The sequence below is a fragment of the Streptomyces sp. NPDC088910 genome (assembly GCF_044749865.1).
Lineage (GTDB): Bacteria > Actinomycetota > Actinomycetes > Streptomycetales > Streptomycetaceae > Actinacidiphila.
The window spans coordinates 617114-637274 of the sequence record NZ_JBIVIV010000003.1 but is presented as its reverse complement, the minus strand read 5'-3'; the positions used below and the strand labels follow the sequence as shown (position 1 = coordinate 637274).

Sequence of the window (20161 nt, the reverse complement as noted above, 5' to 3'; positions counted from 1 at the left end):
GAGCCCGCGACCGACTAAGTGACCGATCCCGCGACCGGTCCTGTGACCGACCTCCTGCCCGAGCTTGTGCCAGAGCCCGCGGCAGAATCCGTGACCGACCCCATGACCGACTACGTGACCGATCCCGCACCCGACTCCGTACGCGCATCTGATCCTGGCCCCGACAGAACCGGCGAACCACGTGACATCCTCCTCGGTCTCCTCCGCCTCCTCCGCCACCTCGGCAGTGCCGCACCAGGCGCACCGGGGTGCGGGCGGCGGCGGGTACCGGTTGGTGCGGACGCCGCCGGTGGCCGCGACGCCTCCTGTGCTGGACGCGGCACAGCGCGCGGTGGTTGAGCACGGGCAGGGGCCGCTGCTGGTGCTGGCCGGGCCCGGCACCGGCAAGACGACCACGCTCGTCGAGGCGGTCACGGCGCGGGTGCGGGCCGGGACGGATCCCGACCGGATTCTCGTGCTCACCTTCAGCCGCAAGGCCGCCGTCGAGCTGCGCGACCGGCTGGCGGCGCGGGCGGCGGCGGAACCCGACGGTCCGGGCGGCGCGACCGGCGGAGTGGTGGCACCGCACGCCACCACCTTCCACTCCTTCTGCTACGCCCTGGTCCGCGAGCACCAGGCGCCCGAGCTGTTCGCCGACCCGATCAGGCTGCTGTCGGGCCCCGAGCAGGACCTGCTGGTCCGCGAGCTGCTGGCCGGAGAGGCCGTGCTCGAACGCGACGGGCGCGGCAAATTCCGCTGGCCGGACGACCTGCGGGCCGCGCGCACCACGCGCGGATTCGCCGACGAGGTGCGCGCGGTGGTCGCGCGCAGCCGCGAACTGGGGCTCGGCCCGCGCGCCCTCGCGGACTTCGCCCGCCGCATCGGGCGGCCCGACTGGACCGCGGCGGCGGCCTTCCTGGACGAATACCTGGAGGTCAGCGACCTCCAGGGGGTCATCGACTACACCGAACTCGTCCACCGGGCCGCGCTGCTCGCCGAACGCCCCGAGACGCACCGGGAGCTTGCCGGGCGGTACGACGCCGTCTTCGTCGACGAGTACCAGGACACCGACCCGGCGCAGGTACGGCTCCTCCAGGCGCTGGCGGGGCAGGGCCGCACGCTGGTCGCCTTCGGCGACCCCGACCAGTCGATCTACGCCTTCCGCGGCGCCGACATCAACGGCATCCTCGACTTCCCCACCGACTTCCCGCCCCGCGACGCCAAGGCCGCCGCCGTCCGCGTCCTCACCGTCTCCCGCCGCGCCGGGGCCGAACTCCTGGACGCCACCCGGCGGCTCACCACCCGCATGCCGCTGCCCAAGCTGCCCGCCGCGGCCGTACGGCAGCACCGCGCGCTGCACGCCGTACGGTCCGACGGCGCGGTCGCCGTCCGCACGTATCCGACCTCCGGCGCGGAACTCGACGGCATCGCCGACACCCTGCGCCGCGCGCACCTCGAAGACGGCATCCCCTGGCACGACATGGCCGTCCTCCTGCGCTCCGCCTCGCCCCTCCCGGCCCTGCGCCGCGCCCTCACCACCTCCGGTGTCCCCGTCCACCTCGACGCCCCCGACATCCCCCTCCACGCCGAGCCCGCCGTCGCCCCCCTCCTCCTCGCCCTCCGCCTAGCAGCCGAGTCGGCTGCCCCTGAGCCCCCCACCCTCCCCGGCGCCCCGGGAACGCCCGGCGGGGGCGCGGACCCCGCCCGGCTTGGCGGCTTGGGAGCGTCCGGCGAGAACGCAGACTCCGCTCGGCCTGGCGGCTTGGGAGCGCCCGGCGAGGACGCGGACGCCCTTCTGCCCGGTGGGCCCGGAACGCCCGGCGGAGGCGTGGGCTCCGCTCGGCCGGACGGCCTGGGAGCGTCCGGCGAGGACGCGGACGGGCGGTCCGCCGACCCCGCTCGGCCGGGTAGGCCGGGAATCCCCGGCGGGGATGTGGACGCTGCTCTGCCCGGCGGCCCGGGAACGCCCGGCGGGGACGTGGACTCCGTGCTGCCCGGTGGGCTGGGAGCGTCCGGCGAGGACGTGGACGCCGCGCTGTCCGGGGGGCTGGGAGGGCCCGGCGCGTACTCGGCGTCGGCGGCCGGCCCCGCCGAGCCCGGCCGATCGTCGGCCCCCCTTTCCGGGCCGGCGCCGTTCGGCGGCCCGCAGGGGCGGGGCGAGGTCGCTGCTTCGTCGGCGGCACCCGACGGGTCTTCGCGGGGCGACGGGCGGGGGGTGGGGCGGGTGGTTGTTGGGGTGGAGGACGCCGTCGCGCTGCTGACGTCGCCGTTGGGGGGGATGGACGCCGCGGATCTGCGGCGGTTGGGGCGGGCGTTGCGGGAGGAGGAGCGGGCCGCAGGCCACGCGGTGCCGCGGGGGTCGGACGAGCTGATCGCGGAGGCGGTGGGGGAGCCGGAGCGGCTGGTGGCGCACGACCCTGCGTATGCGCGGGGGGCGCTGCGGGTGGGCGGGCTGCTGAGGGCCGCGCGGGACACGCTGGCGGGCGGCGGCACGGCGGAAGAGGCGCTGTGGGGCCTGTGGGACGGCTCGCCCTGGCCGGGGAGGCTGGAGCGGGCGGCGTTGCGGGGCGGGGCGGGCGGACGCCACGCCGACCGTGACCTGGACGCGGTGTGCGCGCTGTTCGAGACGGCGGCGCGGGCCGAGGAGCGCACCGGCGGCCGGGGCGCGCTGAACCTCATCGAGGAGCTGTCGGCGCACGACATCGTCGCCGACACGCTCGGCGGCCCGGCCGTACGCCCTGACGCCGTACGCCTGATGACCGCGCACCGGTCGAAGGGCCTGGAATGGCGGCTCGTCGTGGTGGCCGGGGTGCAGGACGGCGTCTGGCCCGACCTGCGGCGGCGCGGCTCGCTGCTGGAGGCGGACCGGATCGGCACCGACGGCCTCGCGCCGCCGCTCAGCCAGGGCGCGCTCCTCGCGGAGGAACGGCGGCTGTTCTACGTGGCGGCCACCCGCGCCCGCGAGCGCCTGCTGGTCACGGCCGTGAAGTCGGCCAACGACGACGGCGACCAGCCCTCCCGCTTCCTGGCCGAGCTGGGCGTGCCCCCGCAGGACGTCACCCACCGATCGCGCCGCCCGCTGGCCGTCGCGGCGCTCGTCGCCGAGCTGCGGGCCACCACCGTCGACCCCGCCGCGTCCCCGGCCCTGCGCGACGCCGCCGCGCGCCGGCTGGCCAAGCTCGCGGCGCTCAACGACGACGGGTACGCGCTCGTGCCCGCCGCGCACCCCGACCGCTGGTGGGGCCTGTACGAGCCGACCCGCTCGACGGTCCCGCTGCGCGACCGCGACCAGCCCGTCGTCCTGTCCGGCAGCGCGCTCGACCAGCTCGCCAACACCTGCGCGCTCCAGTGGTTCCTCGGCCGCGAGGTCAAGGCGGAACCGCCGTCCACCGCAGCCCAGGGCTTCGGCAACGTCGTCCACGTCCTGGCCGACGAGGTCGCCTCCGGACGCGCCCCCGCCGACCTCGACGTCCTGATGGAACGGCTGGACTCGGTCTGGGACGCCCTCGCCTTCGACGCGCCGTGGAAGTCCCGGCAGGAGAAGGAGAACGCTCGCGCGGCCCTGGAGCGCTTCCTGCGCTGGCACGTCATGGAGCGCGGCCGTACCCCCGTCGCCACCGAGCACGGCTTCGACGTCACCTTGGAGGCGGGCGACGCCCGGGTACGGATCCGCGGCAGCATGGACCGCGTCGAGACCGACGCCGAGGGCAACGCGTACGTCGTCGACTTCAAGACCGGCCGCTCCAAGCCCACCGCGGCCGAGGTCACCCACCACCCGCAGCTCGCCGTCTACCAGCTCGCCGTGCGCGAAGGCGCCGTCGACCCGCTCTTCAACGACACCCGCCCGCCGTCCGGCGGCGCCGAACTCGTCCAGCTCAGGCTCGGCGCGACGCGCAAGGAAGGCGGCGAGACCGTACCGGCCGTGCAGCGCCAGGAACCGCTGGCGGGGGAGTGGGCGCAGGAGCTGCTGGCCGAGGCCGCGGGCCGCGTCCTGGACGAGCGCTTCACCCCGTCCACCGGCCAGCACTGCGCCAACTGCGCCTTCCGGGCGGCCTGTACGGCGCGACCGGAGGGACGCCAGGTGGTGGAGTGAACGACCTCCGTGCCCCGGCGCGAGCGATGGCCGTGCCCCGGTGCGAACGACGGCCGCGCCCCAGAGTCAGCGAAGGCCGCGCCCCGGTGCGAGCGACGGCCGCGCCCCGGTGTGAGCGACGGCCGCCGTACGGGCCACCCAGCGTGCGGACGGCGGTGTCGTACGGATCACGGAATGAGGGGTTCCGCCGCCACGGCTGTCGGCGGAGCCGGATAGCCTCACCCGAGTGGCAACCCCCCTCACCGACCCCGAGCAGCTCAAGGAGCTGCTGGGCATCCCGTTCACCCCGGAGCAGATGGCGTGCGTCACCGCACCCCTCGCGCCGGGCGTGATCGTGGCCGGGGCCGGGTCGGGGAAGACGACGGTGATGGCCGCGCGGGTGGTGTGGCTGACCGGCACCGGACAGGTGGCGCCCGAGCAGGTGCTGGGCCTGACCTTCACCAACAAGGCGGCGGGCGAGCTGTCCGAGCGGGTCCGCAGAGCCCTCGCGCGGGCCGGGATCACCGACCCCGACCCGGACCCGGCGGCGGAGGGCGACCCCGAACACCCGCCGGGCGACCCGCAGATCGCCACGTACCACTCCTTCGCCGGGCAGCTCCTGAAGGACCACGGGATGCGGATCGGCCTGGAGCCCGGCGCGCGGCTGCTCGCCGACGCCACCCGCTACCAGCTCGCCGCGAAGGTGCTGCGCCGCGCGCCGGGACCGTATCCGGCGCTCACCAAGGGCCTGCCCGCACTCGTCGGCGACCTGCTGGCGCTGGAAGGCGAACTGGCCGAGCACCTGGTGCCGGTCGAGCGGCTGACGGCGTACGACACGCGCCTGGCCGAGGAGCTGGCCGACATCGACCCGGCCACGCGCGGCTACGCCTGGGCGCGCGAGGTGAAACAGGCGGTACGCGCCCGGCTCGACCTCGCCGGGCTCGCCGCCGACTACCGGGCCGAGAAGCGCTCCCGCGACCTGCTGGACTTCGGCGACCAGATCGCGCTGTCCGCGACGCTCGCGCAGGACAGGGCCGAGGTCGGCGCGATCCTGCGCGACCAGTACCGGGTGGTGCTGCTCGACGAGTACCAGGACACCTCCGTCGCCCAGCGGCTGCTGCTCGCCGGGCTGTTCGGCGGCGGCACCGGACACGCCGTCACCGCCGTCGGCGACCCCTGCCAGGCCATCTACGGCTGGCGCGGCGCCTCCGTGGCCAACCTCGACGACTTCCCCCGGCACTTCGCCCACGCCGACGGCCGCCCCGCCGACCGCTACTCGCTCAGCGAGAACCGCCGCTCCGGCGGGCGCCTGCTCGACCTCGCCAACACCCTCGCCGTCGAACTGCGCGCCCGCCACGAAGGCGTCGAGGCCCTGCGGCCCGCCCCCGGCGCCGAACGCGACGGGCTGGTGCGCTGCGCCCTGCTGCCCACCCAGGACGACGAGACGGCCTGGCTCGCCGACTCCATCGCCCACCTGGTGCGCACCGGCACCCCCGCGGGCGAGATCGCCGTCCTGTGCCGTACGGCCGCGCACTTCGCCGACTTCCACGCCGCGCTCGTCGCCCGCGACATCCCCGTCGAGGTCGTCGGCCTGTCGGGGCTGCTGCACCTGCCCGAGGTCGCCGACCTCGTCGCCGTCTGCGAAGTCCTGCACGACCCCACCGCGAACGCCGCCCTCGTCCGCCTCCTCACCGGCCCCCGCTGGCGGATCGGCCCCCGCGACCTGGCCCTCCTCGGCCGCCGCGCCCGGCAGCTCGTGCGGTACGGGGCCGCGGGGGACGGGCGCGATCCGCTGGCGGCGGCCGTCGAGGGCGTCGACCCGGCGGAGGTGATCTCGCTGGCGGACGCGCTGGAGACATTCCTCGCATCGGCGTCCCCGGGGTCCGACGGGAGCGACGGCCCGGACGACGACCTGCCGTTCTCGCCCGAGGCACGGGTCCGCTTCGCCCGGATCGCCGCGGAGATAAGGGATCTGCGGCGCGCGCTCGCCGACCCGCTGATGGACGTGCTCCACCGGGTCCTGGCCGTCACCGGCCTCGAAGTCGAGCTGTCCGCGTCCCCGCACGCGCTCGCCGCCCGCCGCCGCGAGACCCTGCACGCCTTCCTCGACATCGCCGCGGGCTTCGCCGCCCTCGACGGCGAGGCCACGCTGCTGGCCTTCCTCGGCTTCCTGCACACCGCCATCCAGTACGAGAAGGGCCTCGACAGCTCGCTGCCCGGCGGCGAGAACACCGTCAAGGTGCTCACCGCCCACAAGTCCAAGGGCCTGGAGTGGGACGTCGTGGCCGTGCCGGGCCTGGTCGCCAAGGGCTTCCCGAGCGAACGCGGACGCGAACTGTGGCCCGCCAACGCGAAAGTGCTGCCGCACGGGCTGCGCGGCGACGCGGCCACCCTCCCGGACGTGGCCGAATGGAGCCGCGCCGGGCTCGACGGCTTCCGCGCGGCCATGAAGGAACACCAGCGCGTGGAGGAGCTGCGCCTCGGCTACGTCACCTTCACCCGCCCGCGCTCCCTGCTGCTGGGCTCCGGCCACCGCTGGGGCTCCACCCAGAAGAAGCCGTTCGAGCCGTCCGCCTTCCTCGACGCCCTGCGCACCCACTGCGAGGCGGGCCACGGCGAGATCGAGCACTGGGCGGAGCCCCCGGCCGAGGACGAGCAGAATCCCGCCCTCGCCGCCCCCGTCGAGCCCCCCTGGCCGCTGCCCCTCGACCCGACCGCCCTGGAACGGCGGCGCCGGGCGGCGAAGACCGTCCTCACCTACCTGGAGTCAGCGGGCTCCGACCCCGGCGCGGATTCCCCGGCGCCGCTGCCGTACGAGCCGTCGTACGAGCCGGACGATCAGCCGGACGAGGAGCCGGACGACGAGCCGCCGTACGACGACGTGGGTGACATGGACGACGTGGGTGACGTGGACGACATCGCGGACTGGGACGCGCTCCCCACCCAGCGCCCGCCGGTACGGGAGCCGCACGGCGTACGCGAGGACGTACCGGCGCGCGGCCCCGTGGCGCAGGACGCACCCGTACGTGAACCCGCACGGGACGCTGAACCCGGTCTCGTAGCGGAAGAGGCGCGGCTGGTGGCGTCCTGGGACCGGGACCTCGACGCGCTCGCCGACGAGCTGCGGCGGGCGCGGGCGGGCGTACGGGACGTGCCGCTGCCCGCCGCGCTCACCGCGACGCAGCTGCTGCGGCTGGCCGCCGACCCCGACGGTCTCGCCCGCGACCTGGCCCGGCCCATGCCGCGCCCCCCGGCGCCCGCGGCCCGGCGCGGCACCCGCTTCCACGCGTGGGTCGAGTCGCGGTTCGACGCCCGCCCGCTCTTCGGGCCCGAAGACCTCCCCGGCATCGAGGGCGACGACGACATCGCCGACGAACGCGACCTCGCCGCGCTCAAGGACGCCTTCCTGCGCGGCCCGTACGCCGACCGCACCCCGTACCGGGTCGAATTCCCCTTCCACCTGGTCCTGGCGGGCCGCGTGATCCGCGGCCGGATGGACGCGGTGTACCGGGACGGCGACCGCTACGAGATCCTCGACTGGAAGACCGGCCGCGCCACCGACGCCGACCCCCTCCAGCTCGCCGTCTACCGCCTGGCCTGGTCGGAGCACCAGGGCGTCCCGCTCGACCGCGTCACCGCCGCCTTCCTCCACATCCGCACGGCGACGGTCATCCGGCCGCCGGACCTGCCGGACCGGGAGGGTCTTGAGCGGCTGCTGGGCCCGACCGCGGGAAAGCGGGGCCCGACCGCGTAAATCGGGACCACCCCCGCCAAGCTAGGCTGCACGTATGTGCACGACCACCGGGAGTTGAAAGCAGCCTTGACCGGATTCGACGCTATGTCGCAACCGCTCGCCCTCACCCACGAGGGCGTCGACCGAGCCGCGCACCACCGCCTGGACGAGGCGTGGCTGGCCGCTGCCTGGAGCCACCCGACAACCCGCGTCTTCGTCGTCTCCGGCGGCCAGGTGCTGGTCGAGGACGGGCCCGACGGGCGTACGGCCCTGGTGATGACCCCCGCCTTCGACGCCCCGGAAACCGAGACGCACCGCTACTTCCTGGGCACGGCCCCGGACGGCGTGCGCTACTTCGCGCTCCAGAAGGACACCCTTCCCGGCCGGATGGACGAGGAGGCGCGTCCCGCGGGGCTGCGCGAGGTCGGCGGGCTGCTGTCGCCGCTGGAAGCCGGACTCATGGTGCACGCGGTGGCGCTGGAGAACTGGCAGCGGATGCACCGCTTCTGCTCCCGCTGCGGCGAGCGCACCGTCATCGCCGCCGCGGGCCACATCCGCCGCTGCCCCGCCTGCGGCGCCGAGCACTACCCGCGTACGGACCCGGCCGTGATCATGCTGGTCACCGACGAGGAGGACCGCGCCCTGCTCGGCCGCCAGGTCCACTGGCCCGAAGGCCGCTTCTCGACCCTCGCGGGCTTCGTGGAGCCCGGTGAGTCCATCGAGCAGTCCGTACGCCGCGAGGTCTTCGAGGAGGCGGGCGTCGTCGTCGGCGACGTCGAGTACGTCGCCAGCCAGCCCTGGCCCTTTCCCTCCAGCCTCATGCTGGGCTTCAACGCCCACGCCACCTCGTCGAAGATCACCGTCGACGGCGAGGAGATCCACGAGGCCCGCTGGTTCTCCCGCGAGGATCTGCGCGCCGCCTTCGAGTCCGGCGAAGTGCTGCCGCCCTTCGGCATCTCCATCGCCGCCCGGCTCATCGAGCTCTGGTACGGCAAGCCCCTGCCTCGCCCCGGCACCAACGCCTGAGCCTGCTGCGGCGCCAACGCCTGAGCCCTCAGCGCTGCCAAGGCCCGAGCCCTCAGCGGCAGCAACGCCTGAGCCCGCCGCGCCTCACGGCGACGACGGGCTCGTACGTACGGTGCGGGTCAGGCGCCGATCTTCTGCTTCACCTGCGCCAGCGACGGGTTGGTGAGGGTGGAGCCGTCGGGGAACAGCACGGTCGGCACCGTCTGGTTGCCGCCGTTCGCCTTCTCCACGAACTTCGCCGACTCCGCGTCCTCCTCGATGTTCACCTCGGTGTACGCGATGCCCTCGCGGTCCATCTGGCTCTTCAGCCGACGGCAGTAGCCACACCAGGTGGTGCTGTACATGGTCACGGTGCCCGACATCGCTTCTCGCTCCTCGTCGCCTGCGGGTGAAGGGGGTTCTGCGCCAGTAGAACACCATGGCGGGAGTGGGCATTCCGGGGGGCGGCCGGTCGGCCGCGAGGGGGTTACGGGGCGGCTTGCGAGTGCGGGTCCAGGGGCAGGTACCGGGGCACGTACCGGCGTGGGTACCGGGGCGGGGTTCGCGGCGGGTTTCGCGGGCGGCTGTGGATAACTTCGCCGGGGTGTCGGTCGGACCTGGCAGAGTGGCGGGGTGACTGCGACAACCCACGAATCGCTCTTTCCCGCGCAACCCGACTCCGCGGACGCGGTGCTCGCCGGACTCGACCCCGAGCAGCGCGCCGTCGCGACGGCGCTGCACGGGCCGGTGTGCGTGCTGGCGGGGGCCGGTACGGGCAAGACCCGGGCGATCACGCACCGGATCGCGTACGGGGTGCGGGCCGGAATCCTGCAACCCGCGAGCGTGCTCGCGGTGACCTTCACCGCGCGGGCGGCGGGGGAGATGCGGGGGCGGCTGCGGCAGCTCGGCGCGGGCGGTGTGCAGGCACGGACGTTCCACTCCGCGGCGCTGCGGCAGCTCCAGTACTTCTGGCCGCGGGCGATCGGCGGGGAGATCCCGCGGCTGGTGGAGCGCAAGGTGCAACTGGTGGCGGAGGCGGGAGCCCGCTGCCGGATCAGGCTGGACCGCAACGAACTGCGCGATGTCACCGGCGAGATCGAGTGGTGCAAGGTCACGCAGACGGTGCCGGAGGAGTACGCGGCCGCGGCGGCCAAGACCGGCCGTGACGTGCCGCGCGACCCGGCCGAGGTGGCGAAGATCTACACCACGTACGAACAGCTCAAGCGGGACCGCGGGGTGATCGACTTCGAGGACGTGCTGCTGCTGACCGTCGGGGTGCTCCAGGACCGGCCGGACGTGGCGGACACCGTGCGGTCGCAGTACCAGCACTTCGTGGTGGACGAGTACCAGGACGTCAGCCCGCTCCAGCAGCGGCTGCTGGAGCTGTGGCTCGGCGGCCGGGACGACCTGTGCGTGGTCGGCGACGCCTCGCAGACCATCTACTCCTTCACCGGCGCCACCCCGGACTTCCTGCTCGGCTTCCGCTCCCGGCACCCCGACGCGACCGTGGTCAAGCTGGTCCGCGACTACCGCTCCACCCCCCAGGTCGTCGGCCTCGCCAACGGCCTGCTCGGCAAGGCCCGCGGCCAGGCCGCCGCCCACCGGCTGGAACTCATCTCGCAGCGCGAGGCCGGACCCGAGCCGGTGTACTCCGAGTACGCGGACGAACCCGCGGAGGCCGAGGGCGCCGCGCGCCGGATCAAGGAGCTGATCGCCTCCGGCGTACGCCCCAGCGAGATCGCCGTCCTCTACCGGATCAACGCCCAGTCCGAGGTCTACGAGCAGGCGCTGGCCGACGCCGGGGTGCCGTACCAGCTCCGCGGCGCGGAACGCTTCTTCGAACGGCCGGAGGTGCGCGAGGCCGGGCTGCTGCTGCGCGGCGCCGCCCGCGCGTCCACCGACCCGGAAGAGGCCGACAACACCGTGCCGCAGCAGGTGCGCGCGGTGCTCAGCTCCCGCGGCTGGGCTTCCGAGCCGCCGGCCGGCTCCGGGGCGGTACGGGACCGCTGGGAGTCGCTGGCCGCGCTGGTCCGGCTGTCGGAGGACTTCGCGGCGGCCCGGCGGGACGCCACCCTCTCGGACTTCGTCGCGGAGCTGGACGAGCGGGCCAACGCGCAGCACGCCCCGACCGTCGAGGGCGTCACGCTCGGCTCGCTGCACGCGGCCAAGGGCCTGGAGTGGGACGCGGTCTTCCTGGTCGGCCTCACCGAGGGCACGCTGCCGATCACCTATGCCAAGACCGACGAGCAGGTCGAGGAGGAGCGGCGGCTGCTGTACGTCGGGGTGACCAGGGCCCGGCTGCACCTGTCGCTGTCCTGGGCGCTGTCCCGCTCACCCGGCGGGCGCGGCGGGCGCAGGCCCTCGCGCTTCCTGGACGGGCTGCGCCCCGGCTCCGCGCCGCGCGGCGCACGCGGCGCGGGCGCGGGCGGCAGCGGCGGCGCGGAGCGCGGCTCCGGCGGTCGCAAGCGGCGCGGCCCGGTGCTGTGCCGGGTCTGCGGCCGGACGCTGTCCGAGGCGGGCGAGATCAAACTGATGCGCTGCGAGGACTGCCCCTCGGATCTCGACGAGGCGCTGTACGAACGGCTGCGCGAGTGGCGGATGGAACAGGCCAAGGCGCTCGGCCAGCCCGCGTACTGCGTCTTCACCGACAAGACGCTGCTGGCCATCGCCGAGGTCAGGCCGGGCGGCGAGGCGGAGTTGTCGCAGATCGCGGGGGTCGGCGCGCGGAAACTCGACAAGTTCGGCGCGGACGTTCTGGCGTTGTGCGCGGGGGAGGAACCGGGCGGAAACGAGGCCGCCGAAGGATCTTCCGAAGAAACTGAAGAAGAGGCGGAAAAATAGTTTGCGCATCCCGAGGAAGTCCCCATAGCCTTCGGGAGCACGGTCGAGAGCGGCTCTTCCAAGAGCGGGTCCGATCGTGATGTACTAGCAGTCCGTTCCATCCGCACTACGACGCCGAGAGGAGGCGAGCCCAATGATCAGCATCATGACCACCGTGAAAATGACCGATCGTTCGGTCGTCGCCACCTGCCCGCTCGGCGTTTCGCCGCGTGCCACCCGTCTGTCCTCCGCCCTGCTCCCGGTTCTGCCGATCCGTGAGCGGAACGAGCGACCGATGCAGGCGCCCGCGGCAGCGGTAGCGGCGAAGGTTCTGGCGCATGCCTCTGCCTTCGCGGCGGCGGCCAACGGCGCCGGCGCTGGTACCGCCAAGGCTGCGATCGAGGCCAAGGGCGCTATCGACGGCTTCGCCAGCGGCGGCTTCGCCAATGGCAATGGACAGCAGAAGACGCAGCAGTACGGCAAGTGGGCCTTCCGCGGGCTCGAACCCTGGAGTGATCCAGCCTGATAACGCATCAGGTCGGCGCCTCAGGGCCGCGGAATCCCAGACCGGGATCCGCGGCCCTTCTGTTTTCTCTCCAGACAGAAAGCCTGTTCCGCAGGACAGGCAGAAACAGAAAACCGGCCCACCGGCCGGACCGACAGACGAGGAACGAACCAACCGTGCCTACCGCCCAGCACGCCCCGTCCGGACCCCAGCCCGACCTGAACCGCTCGCCCGCAGAAGCACACCACGACCCGGAGACTCCCTTGCTGCCCCTCACCGAGCTCGACGACGAGATCGAGCGACTCGGCGTGCCCGTCCCGTGCCGCACCTACGACCCGGAGGTCTTCTTCGCCGAGTCGCCGGCGGATGTCGAGTACGCGAAGTCCCTGTGCCAGACCTGTCCCGTCCGTGAGGCATGCCTCGCTGGGGCCAAGGACCGCCGCGAGCCCTGGGGTGTCTGGGGCGGCGAGCTGTTCATCCAGGGTGTAGTCGTGCCCCGCAAGCGGCCCCGTGGCCGTCCGCGCAAGGACGCGGTCGCGGTATGACCGCCAGGAGGACCCGGCCGACCCGGAACGTCAGGAAGGCCCGCACCACCCGAAGCGCCACCACGGCGCATCTGCCCGGAACGATTGACCGCCCACTCACGCTCGACCCGAAGAATCAGGCCCCGATGAACCCCACACTCACCGAGATCCCCGCAGCCCGTACTTCCGACGCCCCCGCGTCGTACCAGAACAGGAACCTTGAAATGCAACTCATGCCAGAAGCACTGGCGCGTGCCCATATGCAACAGCGCCTGTACGAGGCCGAACACGAACGAAGGTCCGTGCGGCTGCTCGCCGCCCGCCGACTCCAGCGCCGTGCCGAACGCGCCTCGCTCCGTGCCCGCCGGGCACTGGCGATGGCCGTCATGCAGTAACCAGTCAGGCAGTTACCAACATTTGACGCGGGGCCGGTCCGAAAGGACCGGCCCCGCGGTGCGTTACGGCGACAAACGCGGCGCATGCGGAGGTATCGTCAACCAGTGGATCAGAAGAACTCTCAGGCCACGACCACGACCACGTGCGCCCGCTGCGGCGAGACCCACGATGGCCTGCCGCTGACGTGGACCTGCTCCGTCGAGAACGGACACCGCGTGTACTTCTGCGTCACGTGCGCGCGCCAGCACCTCCGCAGCATCGAGAGCCGCCTCGACTCCGCGTGGTGGTAGCGCGGCTCCCAACCGCCGGCCGCCCAGCCGCCCGGCCGCCCCAGCACCCAGCCTTCAGCGCTGGCCGTCCGCCGCCGCCCGGCGTCCGTGCCCGCTCAGGCCGACTCCGCCGTGCCCTCGGGGTCGAAGCCGGGGAGCCACGCGTTGAGCTCGTCGCGGAGCCGGACCGTCGCGCCGAGCTGGCACAGCACCCCGACGGTGCTGAGGGTGACGCGGTGGATCAGCAGATAGGAGGGCGGCAGATTGAGCTGCTTGCCGAGCTGGTGCGCGGGTGAGCGCGGGTCGGCGATCCGGGCCGCCTGAGCGCGCATCCACGCCCGGTCGAAGGTGAACTCCTCGCGCCCGGCCGGCTCGATGATCGGCCGCAGATAGTCCAGCACGGCCTCGGCGTCCAGCTTGATCGTCGGCTTCACGAAACCCTCCTGGCGGAGCATCGCGTAGACCTCGTCGGCGTCGCTCTCCAGGGCCAGCCGCAGGGCGGTGCCGATCGGCAGCGGCAGCCCCTCCGGCAGCCGGTCGACGGTGCCGAAGTCCAGCACGCCCAGCCGCCAGCCCTCGGCGGGCCCGTCGTCGACCAGCAGCCGGAAATTCCCCGGATGCGGATCGGCGTGCAGCAGCCCGGTGCGGGCGGGCCCGGCGAACAGGAAGTGCGCCAGGAGCTGCCCCGCGCGGTCCCGCATCTCCTGACTGCCCCCGGAGATCACCTCCGACATCGGCACGCCGTCCATCCACTCGGTGACCAGCACCTCGTCGGCCTGGTGCACCACATCCGGCACGTGGACGTCCGGGTCCTCGGCGAACTCCTCCGCGTGCGCGTGCTGCGCCCTGGCCTCCAGGGCGTAGTCCAGCTCCTCCTCGACCCGCTCGCGCAACTCCACCAGCAGCGGCTTCACGTCCACCCCCGGCACCAGCGGCCCGAACAGCCGTGCCACCCGGCCCAGTTGCGTCAGGTCGGACAGCAGCGCGTCGCCCGCCCCCGGATACTGGACCTTCACCGCCACCTTGCGCCCGTCGCTCCACACCGCCCGGTGCACCTGGCCGATCGACGCGGCGGCGGCCGGGGTGTCCTCGAACTCGCTGAACAGTGAGCGCCAGTCCTTGCCCAGCCGCTCCGCCAGCACCTTGTGCACGGTGCGGGCGGGCATCGGCGGGGCGGCCTCCTGGAGCTTGGTGAGCGCCGCCCGGTAGGGCCCGGCGATGTCCTCCGGCAGCGCCGACTCGAAGACCGACAGGGCCTGGCCGAACTTCATGGCCCCGCCCTTCAGCTCGCCGAGCACCTTGAAGAGCTGTTCCGCGGTCCGCTCCTGCAACTCGGTCGCGACCTCGTCGGCCGGTCTGCCCCCCAGCCGCTTTCCCAGTCCGAGCGTGGCCCGTCCGGCGAACCCGAGAGGGAGCGCCGCCAGCTTCGCGGTACGGGTCACAGCCTTGCGCGGAAGATCAGACATGCGCCCCTCATTTCCCGTCGGTCACATGGCCATTGTGCCCCCCGCCACCGGCGCCCCGTCCCAGCGAGCACCGGTTGTCGTCGGCTCCGCCGCTTTGCCCCCGTCTGCGTCGCCCCAGGTGTCCCGGCCGTCCCGCGCCCCGCGGGCGGTCCCGGCACCGCACCCGCAGCGGCTGTCACCGGGCAGCGCCCTGACCTTGGTGGTGAGCCGGGACAGCGACATCTCCACCCGGCCGCCTACCCCCGGCGCCACCCGTCCATCCAGGTGCGCCAGCACGTGTCCGGCCGCCAGCCCGGCCACCGAGGTGGCCAGCGCGATGTCGCAGGCGGGCACCGCGGGCTGCCGCCCCGACCTGAGCTGGGCCAGCATCCGGGGCCAGGCCGGGTCCTCGTCGGCCAGCCGCAGCCCCAGGCACTCCCCGCACGCCGTCCGCCCCGGCAGCACCAGCGGACCGACCACGCCCGTCCCCTCGACCACACCCGTGTAGAGATGCGGCACCCCGGAGGCGACCAGCCGCCGGGACTCGCCCGGATCCGGTGCCCAGGCGTCCAGCCCGTCCCTCGGCGCGATCACCACCACCGTGGCGCCGGGTCTGCCGCGCTCGCCCGGCGTCGTACGCGGGCCCGGCGCCGCCCGCCGTACCGCGCCACGGGCCGCCGCGTCCCGCCGGTCCCCGATGTGGTCGGCCGGGATGCCGCAGGGGCCGGTGTCCCACGGCTCGACGCGCCCGCTGTCCAGCACGTCCACCGAGCCCACCCCGGCCGCCGACAGCACCGAGGCCACGGCGGCGCCGACCCGCCCGGACCCGTGCACCCGCACCCGTGCCGCCCTGCGGTGCCGTATCCGGCCCGCCGCCCCGCCGGGACCCGGGTGGACCACCGAGAGTGCCGCCAGATCGGGTCTCAGCCGGTCCAGGGCCGCCGCCCGGTGCCGTACCGCCTCCGCCAGCGCGCCGTGCGCCGCCGCGTCGTCCAGCACGCCGCCCTCGGCGAGCAGCCCCAGCAGCCGTCTGACCTGCGCGGGCCCGAGGCCCAGCGCACCCGCGTCACGGGTCAGCGTGTCGGCGCCGCGCGTGCCGTCGAGCAGGTCGAGAAAACCGGCCGCCGCGCCGTCGACCGGCTCCAGCACCACCGCGTGCGCCGGGTCCACCCCGAACTGCACGCTCTCCCTGTCCCGCCAACTGCGGCGCAGCGCGCTCTTGAGCATGGGACGCATGACCGTCACCCCCGTCCATCCGTTCACTCGATCCACCGGGAGGTCCACCAGGACGTCCACCAGGACGTCCGCAAGAAGGTCCACCGGGAGAGCCGCCCACCGGCCAGCCCGTCCCGTCCATCCGGCCCGCCCGGCGAAATTCCCCATTCCGACTTCCCTCGTCACTCTCCGTAAGCGACAGAACTCAGCATGCCATTTCCCGGCGAAACTCCCGGAGAGTTATCCACAGGTTGTGGGGGATAGTCGTTCAATATGCGTATGAAGCGAGGTGATTCCCATGCGAACCGGCCGGGAGACGGGACTTCCCGGACACGCAGCGGGTAACGTCGAAGGCGTGTCCGCCGATCCAGCGCGTAGCCTCTCCAGCCAGCCCGCAAGCGGCCTACGGACCAATGCGGTGGAAGTGCGCCGCAGTGCCCGCAGGCGCCGAACGGTTTCGGCATATCGCGACGGCGACCGAACTGTCGTGCTGATTCCGGCCCGAATGTCGGCGGCCGAGGAGCAGCGCTGGGTGACCACGATGCTGGAGAAGCTGGCGGCGCAGGAGAGCCGCCGGATGCCCGGCGACGACGAGCTGGCTGCCCGCGCGGAACGGCTGTCCGAGCAGTATCTGCTCGGCCGGGCCGTGCCCGACACGGTCCGCTGGGTCACCAACCAGAATTCCCGCTGGGGCTCGTGCACGCCCTCCGAGGGCAGCATCCGCCTGTCGCACCGCCTCCAGGGGATGCCCGAGTACGTCATCGACTACGTGCTGCTGCACGAGCTGGCGCACCTGCTCGTGCCGGGACACGGCCCGAGCTTCTGGCGACTGCTGGAGAGCTATCCGCGCACCGAGCGCGCCCGCGGCTTCCTGGAAGGCGTCGTGGCGGCCGACCGGCTGCCGCATCCGCCCGGTTCCCGCGAGGAATAGCCGCTGTCGGCACGACCGGTTAGCCTGTCGCCACGTCGGCGCGGCAGCACAAGCGCCGCATCGCGAGCGCAACAATGAGGGGATGGGGGACGGTCGTATCCATGGCCAGGGAATTCCAGCGTGGCCACAAGGCCAAGATCAGTGATCTGACGGCGGGGACGGATCTGTATGTCGGTGTACAGATCTCCGGCCCCGGCCTGACCTTCGACATCAGTTGTTTCGGGCTCGACGACAAGGAACAACTGTCGGACGACCGTTACTTCATCTTCTTCAACCAGCCCAAGTCGCCCGAGGAGTCGATCCAGCTCCTCGGCGCCCAGTCCGGCGACACCGAGTCCTTCCGCGTCACTCTCGACCGCATACCGGCGAACGTGCACAAGTTGGCCTTCACCGCGACGATCGACGGCAACGGGCAGATGTCGCAGGTCGCCCCCGGTTATCTGCGGCTCGTCGCGGGCGGTGAGGAAGTCGCGCGGTACGCCTTCACCGGCGCGGAATTCACCACCGAACGCGCCGTGATGGTCGCGGACATCTATCTCAAGGACGTGTGGCGTTTCGCCGCCGTCGGCCAGGGCTTCGACGGCGGGCTCGACGCGCTGCTGCGGAATTTCGGCGGCGAGGTCGCCGAGGACGAGCCCGCCGCGCCCGAGCAGGCCGCGGCTCCCGGTTTCGCGCCGCCCGGCGCCGTACCCGGCTTCGCACCCCCGCCCGGCCCCGCGGCGGCCCCCGCTCCGGCCTTCGGAGCACCCGCGCCGGCCGCCCCCGTACCGCCCCCGGCTCCCGCGCCCGCCTTCGGCGCGCCTCCCGGCCCGCCCGCCGCGCCCGCGCCCCAGGGCTTCGCGCCGCCGCCCGGCAACCCCGGCCTCCACCAGGCGCCCACCATGGTCGCGCCCCTGACCGCGCCGCCCGGCCAGGCCCCGCCGGGACAGCCGCCCTTCGGCCAGGTCCCGCCGCCCGGCGCGCCCCCCGCCGCCCCCGGATTCGGCGGTCAGCCGCCCTTCGGCCAGGTGCCGGGCCAGCCGGGTCCCCCCGGCCCGCCCGGCGGCGGCTACGCGGCCCCCGCCGTCCCCGCGCAGAACGCGGGCCTCGCCGCCGCCATGCAGAAGTACCGTGAGACGCCCACCGGCCAGCGCTGGACGCAGCAGAATCCGAAGATGATGCGCGCCGACCTCGGCCAGGGCGGCGGCCAGCCGGTCCTCGCCCGGCAGGGCAGCATGGTCCTCTACCAGGGCAAAGTCGATTTCGGCTACAAGGGTGCCGGTTTCACCGGCCGCATCGTCGGCAACGCCACGGGCCAGGAGATGCAGCTCATGCGCTGCACCGGGGGCGGCCAGGTCTTCTTCGCGGAGAACGCCGCCTATCTGCACCCCATCGAGCTCCAGGGCGACGCCATCTGCGTCTCGGCGGAGAATGTGCTGGCCTTCGACGAATCCCTCCAGCACGAGGTGCGCAGGATCGAGGGCCACGGCATCCCCGGCGGCGCCCTGTTCACCATGCAGTTCCAGGGCACCGGCACGGTCATCGTGAAGACGCACGGCACCCCCGTGGTGCTGCCCGTCACCCCGACCACCTACGCGGACAGCAACGCGATCGTCGCCTGGTCGGCCGCCTCGCAGGTGATCGTCTCCAGCCAGGTGCGGCTGCGCAGGACCGCGTATCCCGGCCACAGCGGCGAGACCGTGAACCTCCAGTTCCGCGGCGCCCCCGGTAATTTCATCGTCGTCCAGCCCTACGAGGTGTGACCCGCCATGGACCAGCAGATGATCGCGGGCTACGCACCGGCACCGGTGGCCGCCCGGATGGAGAACCACGGCTCGTCGATGCTCAAGGTCGCCATGGTGACCGGCCAGGACCTCTTCGCGCGCACCGGCTCGATGGTCGCCTACGAGGGCTTCGTGCAGTACGAGCCCAACCCGCCCGCAGTACGGCAGATGGCCTCGGCCTGGCTGACCGGCGAGAGCGCCCCGCTGATGAAGTGCAGCGGTGACGGCCTGCTCTACCTCGCCGACTACGGCGCCGACGTGGTCTGTCTCAATCTCAACAACGAGTCGGTCTCCGTCAACGGCACGAATCTGCTCGCCTTCGACGCCCACCTCACCTGGGGTGTCGAGCGGGTCAAGGGGCTGGCCAAATTCGCCGGTCAGGGCCTGTTCAACGTCGGGGTCAGCGGTCAGGGCTGGGTCGCGGTGACCTCGCGCGGCACGCCGATCGTGGTCGACTGCGGCAGCGGCGCCGACGAGACCTACGTCGACCCGGACGCGCTCGTCGCCTGGTCGTCGGGGCTGAAGATGAAGGCTAAGCGCAGCTTCAGGGCCGGGGCGCTGATCGGCCGCGGCAGCGGGGAGGCCTTCCAGATCGCCTTCTCCGGCCAGGGCTTCGTGGTCGTCCAGCCCAGCGAGGACAGCACTGACCGTCTCCGGATCCGGGGCTGAGGGGGAGCGACACCATCATGCAGAGCCCGCTTTTCGCATTCACCGAGGTCCAGAACCAGGACCACTACACCCTGCAGAATTCCTACCTCCTGCGGGTCCGCCTCGACGGCAACACCGGCCCCGACTGCCTGGCCCGCAAGGGCTCGATGGTCGCCTACCAGGGCATGATCGAATTCGACGGCGAGTACCAGTCGCAGGGCCAGCGCGGCGCCCGCCGCCACACCGGCGAGGGCCTCGACCTGATGCGCTGCTCCGGGCAGGGCACCGTCTACCTCGCCAACCTCGCCCAGCAGATCCACATCCTGGACGTCGACCACGAGGGCCTGACCGTCGACAGCGCGTACGTCCTCGCGCTCGACTCCGGGCTGCACTGGGACGTGATCGCGGTGGACAGCCAGTTCGGCCTGTCCGGCACGGGCGCGTACAACCTCAACATCTCGGGGCAGGGCAAGGTCGCCCTGATGACCTCGGGCAAGCCGCTGCTGATGCCGGTCACGCCCGACAAGTACGTGTCCTGCGACGCGGACGCCGTCGTCGCCTGGTCGACCAGCCTGCGCGTCCAGATGCAGGCGCAGACCAGCAGCTCCTCCGTCTTCCGCCGCCGCGGCAACACCGGCGAGGGCTGGGAGCTGAACTTCGTCGGCCAGGGGTACGTCCTGGTCCAGCCCAGCGAGCTGATGCCGCCGCAGAACGCGGTGATCGGCCAGGGCGTACGCGCCCAGTACGGCATGGGCCCGCAGGGCCACGGTCAGAACCAGGGCAACATCTGGTCCAACTGACCTCGCCGCACGAGAGCCGCCGACCTCGTCGTACGAAGGCCGTGAAAAGCCGCACA

Annotated in this window: 15 protein-coding genes; 12 read left to right on the top strand and 3 right to left on the bottom strand. The window is 73.2% G+C overall.

Annotation, left to right across the window (positions count from 1 at the left end):
- Positions 1-181: 181 nt before the first annotated feature.
- The 3 genes from ACIP4Z_RS11035 to nudC all read left to right on the top strand — a co-directional run bounded on the left by ACIP4Z_RS11035 (position 182) and on the right by nudC (position 8810).
- Positions 182-4072 carry a UvrD-helicase domain-containing protein gene (locus tag ACIP4Z_RS11035; RefSeq protein WP_401306542.1) on the top strand — a complete coding sequence of 1297 codons (3891 nt, stop codon included), beginning with the start codon at positions 182-184 and terminating at the stop codon, positions 4070-4072.
- A gap of 226 nt (positions 4073-4298) precedes the next feature.
- Positions 4299-7805: a UvrD-helicase domain-containing protein gene (locus ACIP4Z_RS11030; protein WP_401306539.1), complete on the top strand. Its 3507-nt coding sequence runs from the start codon at positions 4299-4301 to the stop codon at positions 7803-7805.
- Between the two features lie 84 nt (positions 7806-7889).
- Complete coding sequence (nudC, locus tag ACIP4Z_RS11025) at positions 7890-8810, top strand: NAD(+) diphosphatase (protein ID WP_391044313.1); 921 nt, start codon at positions 7890-7892, stop codon at positions 8808-8810.
- A gap of 119 nt (positions 8811-8929) precedes the next feature.
- Here the strand turns inward: nudC and ACIP4Z_RS11020 are convergent, their stop codons facing one another.
- Positions 8930-9172, bottom strand: a complete 243-nt coding sequence (locus tag ACIP4Z_RS11020; protein ID WP_355348671.1) for a mycoredoxin — start codon at positions 9170-9172, stop codon at positions 8930-8932.
- Between the two features lie 250 nt (positions 9173-9422).
- Between ACIP4Z_RS11020 and ACIP4Z_RS11015 the strand changes: the two genes are divergently transcribed.
- From ACIP4Z_RS11015 to ACIP4Z_RS10995, 5 genes are all read left to right on the top strand, one after another.
- Positions 9423-11630 carry a UvrD-helicase domain-containing protein gene (locus ACIP4Z_RS11015; protein WP_391044315.1) on the top strand — a complete coding sequence of 736 codons (2208 nt, stop codon included), beginning with the start codon at positions 9423-9425 and terminating at the stop codon, positions 11628-11630.
- A gap of 133 nt (positions 11631-11763) precedes the next feature.
- Positions 11764-12135, top strand: coding sequence for a hypothetical protein (locus ACIP4Z_RS11010; RefSeq protein WP_355348677.1), 372 nt, complete (start codon positions 11764-11766; stop codon positions 12133-12135).
- Positions 12136-12290: 155 nt separating this feature from the next.
- Positions 12291-12659 carry a WhiB family transcriptional regulator gene (locus ACIP4Z_RS11005; protein WP_391044318.1) on the top strand — a complete coding sequence of 123 codons (369 nt, stop codon included), beginning with the start codon at positions 12291-12293 and terminating at the stop codon, positions 12657-12659.
- A 125-nt stretch (positions 12660-12784) separates the two neighbouring features.
- Positions 12785-13033 carry a hypothetical protein gene (locus ACIP4Z_RS11000; protein WP_188283322.1) on the top strand — a complete coding sequence of 83 codons (249 nt, stop codon included), beginning with the start codon at positions 12785-12787 and terminating at the stop codon, positions 13031-13033.
- Positions 13034-13138: 105 nt separating this feature from the next.
- The gene (locus ACIP4Z_RS10995) at positions 13139-13324 is read left to right on the top strand and encodes a hypothetical protein (protein WP_401306534.1); all 186 of its coding nucleotides are present in this window, start codon (positions 13139-13141) and stop codon (positions 13322-13324) included.
- Between the two features lie 95 nt (positions 13325-13419).
- Here the strand turns inward: ACIP4Z_RS10995 and ACIP4Z_RS10990 are convergent, their stop codons facing one another.
- Both ACIP4Z_RS10990 and ACIP4Z_RS10985 read right to left on the bottom strand, forming a co-directional pair.
- Positions 13420-14769, bottom strand: coding sequence for an AarF/ABC1/UbiB kinase family protein (locus ACIP4Z_RS10990; RefSeq protein ID WP_355348681.1), 1350 nt, complete (start codon positions 14767-14769; stop codon positions 13420-13422).
- A 21-nt stretch (positions 14770-14790) separates the two neighbouring features.
- Entirely contained in the window at positions 14791-15984 is a 1194-nt protein-coding gene (locus tag ACIP4Z_RS10985; RefSeq protein ID WP_401306608.1) for a ThiF family adenylyltransferase, read from the bottom strand.
- A gap of 277 nt (positions 15985-16261) precedes the next feature.
- Between ACIP4Z_RS10985 and ACIP4Z_RS10980 the strand changes: the two genes are divergently transcribed.
- From ACIP4Z_RS10980 to ACIP4Z_RS10965, 4 genes are all read left to right on the top strand, one after another.
- A complete protein-coding gene (locus ACIP4Z_RS10980) occupies positions 16262-16894 on the top strand; it encodes a M48 family metallopeptidase (protein WP_355348687.1) in 633 nt (210 codons plus the stop codon).
- Positions 16895-16995: 101 nt separating this feature from the next.
- Positions 16996-18636: a TerD family protein gene (locus ACIP4Z_RS10975; protein ID WP_355348690.1), complete on the top strand. Its 1641-nt coding sequence runs from the start codon at positions 16996-16998 to the stop codon at positions 18634-18636.
- Between the two features lie 6 nt (positions 18637-18642).
- Positions 18643-19326 carry an AIM24 family protein gene (locus tag ACIP4Z_RS10970; protein WP_188285752.1) on the top strand — a complete coding sequence of 228 codons (684 nt, stop codon included), beginning with the start codon at positions 18643-18645 and terminating at the stop codon, positions 19324-19326.
- Positions 19327-19343: 17 nt separating this feature from the next.
- A complete protein-coding gene (locus ACIP4Z_RS10965; RefSeq protein ID WP_355348694.1) occupies positions 19344-20105 on the top strand; it encodes an AIM24 family protein in 762 nt (253 codons plus the stop codon).
- Positions 20106-20161: the final 56 nt, after the last annotated feature.